A 4,131-nucleotide genomic window follows, 5' to 3' on the forward strand; every position below is an offset into this window, starting at 1 on the left:
GACCAATCTTTCGATATTAGTTTTGAGTATCACAATAAGTTGATGGACGCAACACAATTCATGCAGGTGGTGACGCCAATTGAGCAAATCAAACCCAACCTTTTAAAAGTGTACGAACTGGAGAAAGCCGTTAAAAAAGAAATAAAAGAGATGCTGGAAAGTAGTTCGTACGCTAAAGTTCTAACAGCGGAGATAAGAGCTAGTTTTGAAGGGTATCTAAAAGAAGATTATTTGTATTTTAGCACGGATAAATACATCGATTCAGAGTTGGAAATCTTTTATGAAGCTATTACGAACTACCGTTATATGCTTTCAAGAGGTTATTTTGTCGTGAAAAAAGATTTATTAGATTTTCAGGTTCAGCTAATGGCAACAAATCACGAAGCTATAGTTAAGTAAAATTAAGCTGCTACATTTTATACAACCCAAGCAATATACAACCCTCAAAAATAAAATAATTTGACACCAGAAATAGTTACTCACCCAGCGATTCAAATCCTAGGAATGCGCGCCCAAATGTCTTATACTACCTACAATGCAGCTGCGGTATGGCAACGATTTATGCCGAGACGAAAAGAGATCAATAACAGTATTGGAAACGATTTGTATTCCATTCAGGTATTTGGTGCGACCTATTGGAAGCAATTTGATCCTACGGTTTCCTTTGATAAATGGGTTGGAGTTGCAGTTCCTAATACCGATGTGATTCCGCATGACATGGAAACCTTGCTCATACCCGCTGGACTATTTGCCGTTTTTACTTTTGTGGGTGATGAAAGCAAGGCACCTGCCTTTTTTGAGCAAATCTACGCGCATTGGCTACCGAATTCTATTTACGACCTAGATGATCGACCGCATTTTGAGATTCTAGGGGATAAGTACAAGCGATCTGATCCCACATCTGAAGAAACGGTTTGGATTCCGATAAAAAAAAGATAATTGTAAAAAACAAAACAATCATACTAAATCATGAAAAAATTCATATACTTATTTACTCTTTTGTTTACTTTTTTAGGTTTTAGTCAAAAGATCAAAACAATAACTGAGCTTAATAAAGTTGAAGATAGCTTGGTAAAAGTACGTGAAACTACATTTGATAATTTTGGTAACTTGATCAAAGAAATTACATATGGAGGATATGATGCAGTTTTAAATACGAAGAGAAATTACAATAAGTTTGTTGATTACAAGAATGGACAAAGAACTTTTGAATATGACTGTGAAGATTTTGTTTCCAAGGATACTTGTGTAGTACGTTCATTTTCAAATTTCGAATTCAATCCTAAGACAAAAACCGAAATAGAAACTAAATATGAGGCTGATTCATTAATCCGTTTTATAAGAGAAATTAAGATTGAAAAAAATAGTAGAATCTCAACAACAAAATCGTGGGAATCTTTCCCAGTGAAAGTTCCAAATTTTGAAACAGCGGCGGTTTTAACAGACACAATGTATTTTGATAAAAAAGATAGAATTATTAAACGAGTAACCTTCAATAGCGAATTTAAAAACGAGGTTGTCGAAGTGTATAAATATTCAAGCAAAGGATATTCTCGGCAAATTATTGGGAATTCAGGTATTAGAACGATGAACATAATGTATTCTAAAATACAGAAAATAATAAATAAAAATAATTTGAAATATCGTTACGAGTGCAATGATAAATACTTGTATGAAATAGAATATTATTGAAGAAAAAGTTCATTTAACAAGCAGTTTTGCGCTAGCAGAAGAAAAGTATATGTCGTCGGTTTTTCTTTTACAGGAAATTGTATTTTAGCTGAGAATAAAGAGCTCAGAGGTTCTCAATCACAGTAGAGTTTCGAAACATAAATAGTAGCATGACTGAAAAAGAGCGTTTAAATGAATTGGCTTTACTTTTTTTAAAGTTGGGTGTAATAGGTTTTGGAGGACCAGCTGCTCATATCGCTATGATGCAAGAAGAAGTGGTGGTTAAGAAAAAGTGGCTTGATGAGCAACAATTCCTAGATTTATTAGGTGCTACCAACTTGATTCCGGGACCCAACAGCACCGAAATGGCAATTCACATTGGACAGGAGCGAGCGGGTTGGAAAGGATTAATCGTTGCTGGACTTTGCTTTATTGTTCCTGCGGTTTTGCTAACAGGTGTTTTCGCCTACGGTTATAAGGAATACGGTCAGCTACCTAGCTTACAACCTTTTTTATATGGGATTAAGCCTGCTATTATCACAGTGATTATTGGTGCAATTTATCCTTTGGCCAAAAAATCATTAAAATCCGTACTCTTAGGAATCATAGCGGGAGTTGTTTTGTTATTTTCGCTCTTGAATGTAAACGAAATTATTTTGCTTTTTGGCGCTGGTTTGCTAGCGTTGCTGTTGAATTCGATTCAAAATAAAGACCAATCGTTTCTAAAGAATAATTGGCTTTCACTATCCCTTTTTTCGGTTTCTAAAACCACAGCGGTTAGCATCACCAACTTTAATTTATTTTTGATTTTCATCAAAATAGGCGCCATTTTATACGGAAGTGGTTATGTATTATTTGCTTTCCTAGATGCAGAATTAGTCACCCGAGGCATACTTACGAGAACACAACTGATCGATGCGATAGCGGTTGGACAGTTTACACCTGGACCTGTTTTTTCATCGGTTACTTTTATTGGGTATCAAATAAACGGACTTTCGGGCGCACTTCTGTCTACAATAGCGATCTTTTTACCTTCTTTCTTTTTTGTGGCTTTATTGAATCCTTTGGTTAAAAAAATACGCAATTCGGTTACTTTTAGCACTTTTTTAGACGCGGTAAATGTGGCTTCGGTTGCGATAATTGTATCGGTTTGTATTCAAATGGGTGCAAGTACGATAACGGATTGGCGCACTATTTTGATTGCTGTAATCAGTATGCTAGTGGTTTTTTACTTCAAAAAGTTGAATTCGGCTTTCATTGTGTTGGGAGGAGGAGGACTGGGTTATTTGCTCAGTTTGATGTAGTGTTTTCTGGCGTAAACAGAACTTCCACCATGAAAACTAATTTACTTATATTTGTTCCTCAAAAATTAACTTCGAGTGAGTACTATCAACAAACTTAAAATATTCAATGATCCGATCTACGGATTCATCACGATACCCAATGCCTTAATTTACGATTTAATTCAGCATCCTTATTTTCAGCGGTTGCGTAGGATTTCTCAAATGGGCTTGTCTTATTTGGTGTATCCAGGTGCAAATCATACGCGGTTTCACCATGCTTTAGGTTGTATGCATCTAATGCAAAAAGCGGTTGATGTATTGCGTTTTAAAGGAGTAGTGGTAAGCCCCGAAGAGGAGAACGCACTTTATATTGCTATTTTATTACACGATATAGGTCATGGTCCGTTTTCACACGCCATGGAGCGCAGTATAGTCGAGGATGTGCATCACGAAGAAATATCTATGTTGTTCATGCACCAACTCAACAAAGAATTTGGCGGACAATTGGATTTAGCAATTCAAGTTTTTGAAGGCGATTACCATCGCAAGTTCATGTTGCAGTTGATTTCTAGTCAATTGGATATGGATCGAATGGATTATTTAAAAAGGGATAGTTTTTACTCCGGTGTGGCCGAAGGAAATGTGAACTCGGAGCGTTTAATCCAAATGATGAATGTCGTTGACGATGTTTTGGTTATTGAAGAAAAAGGAATTTATTCTGTTGAAAAATTCTTAATGTCACGCAGGTTGATGTACTGGCAAGCCTATTTACACAAGACGAGTTTAGTAGCTGAATTGATTTTGACCAAAATATTAAAGAGAGCCAAAGAGTTGACTTTAAAAGGAGTTGTTTTACCGTGCAGTGTACCTTTGCAGTTTTTTCTTCAAAATAAAATTACTTTGGAAGCGTTTGATGCTAACATACTTGATTTGTTTTCGCAGCTCGATGATTTTGATATTATAAGTGCGTTGAAAGGATGGCAGCGAAATGATGATTTTATACTTTCTACTTTAAGCGGAATGATTATCAATAGAGATTTACTTAAAATTAAATTAACCAGTGAAAAAGTAGCTGTTGATGATTTAAGTGAGATGAGAGAACGATATGCAGCAGAAAACCATATCAGCATAGCCGATACTAATTATTTTATTTTTAAAGGAAAAATAAAAAATCAAG

Annotated in this window: 5 protein-coding genes; all 5 read left to right on the top strand. The window is 35.5% G+C overall.

Features of this window, described 5'->3' with window-relative positions:
• Positions 1 to 399, top strand: a 399-nt coding sequence (locus P8M54_RS01195; RefSeq protein WP_300284041.1) for a hypothetical protein, incomplete at its 5' end; no start/stop codon positions are given.
• Between the two features lie 60 nt (positions 400 to 459).
• Positions 460 to 939: a GyrI-like domain-containing protein gene (locus P8M54_RS01200; RefSeq protein ID WP_300284044.1), complete on the top strand. Its 480-nt coding sequence runs from the start codon at positions 460 to 462 to the stop codon at positions 937 to 939.
• Between the two features lie 30 nt (positions 940 to 969).
• Positions 970 to 1,692 (top strand): hypothetical protein, encoded by a 723-nt coding sequence (locus tag P8M54_RS01205; protein WP_300284046.1) that lies wholly within the window; start codon positions 970 to 972, stop codon positions 1,690 to 1,692.
• Between the two features lie 149 nt (positions 1,693 to 1,841).
• Entirely contained in the window at positions 1,842 to 2,975 is a 1,134-nt protein-coding gene (chrA, locus tag P8M54_RS01210; protein WP_300284049.1) for a chromate efflux transporter, read from the top strand.
• Positions 2,976 to 3,050: 75 nt separating this feature from the next.
• Positions 3,051 to 4,131, top strand: a 1,081-nt coding sequence (locus P8M54_RS01215; RefSeq protein WP_300284051.1) for an HD domain-containing protein, incomplete at its 3' end; no start/stop codon positions are given.

It is taken from the genome of Flavobacterium sp., assembly GCF_029242675.1.
GTDB lineage: Bacteria > Bacteroidota > Bacteroidia > Flavobacteriales > Flavobacteriaceae > Flavobacterium.

Coding starts and splice junctions, on each gene's coding strand:
- P8M54_RS01205 (WP_300284046.1), top strand. CDS start 970: ATGAAAAAATTCATATACTTATTTACTCTTTTGTTTACTTTTTTAGGT.
- chrA (WP_300284049.1), top strand. CDS start 1,842: ATGACTGAAAAAGAGCGTTTAAATGAATTGGCTTTACTTTTTTTAAAG.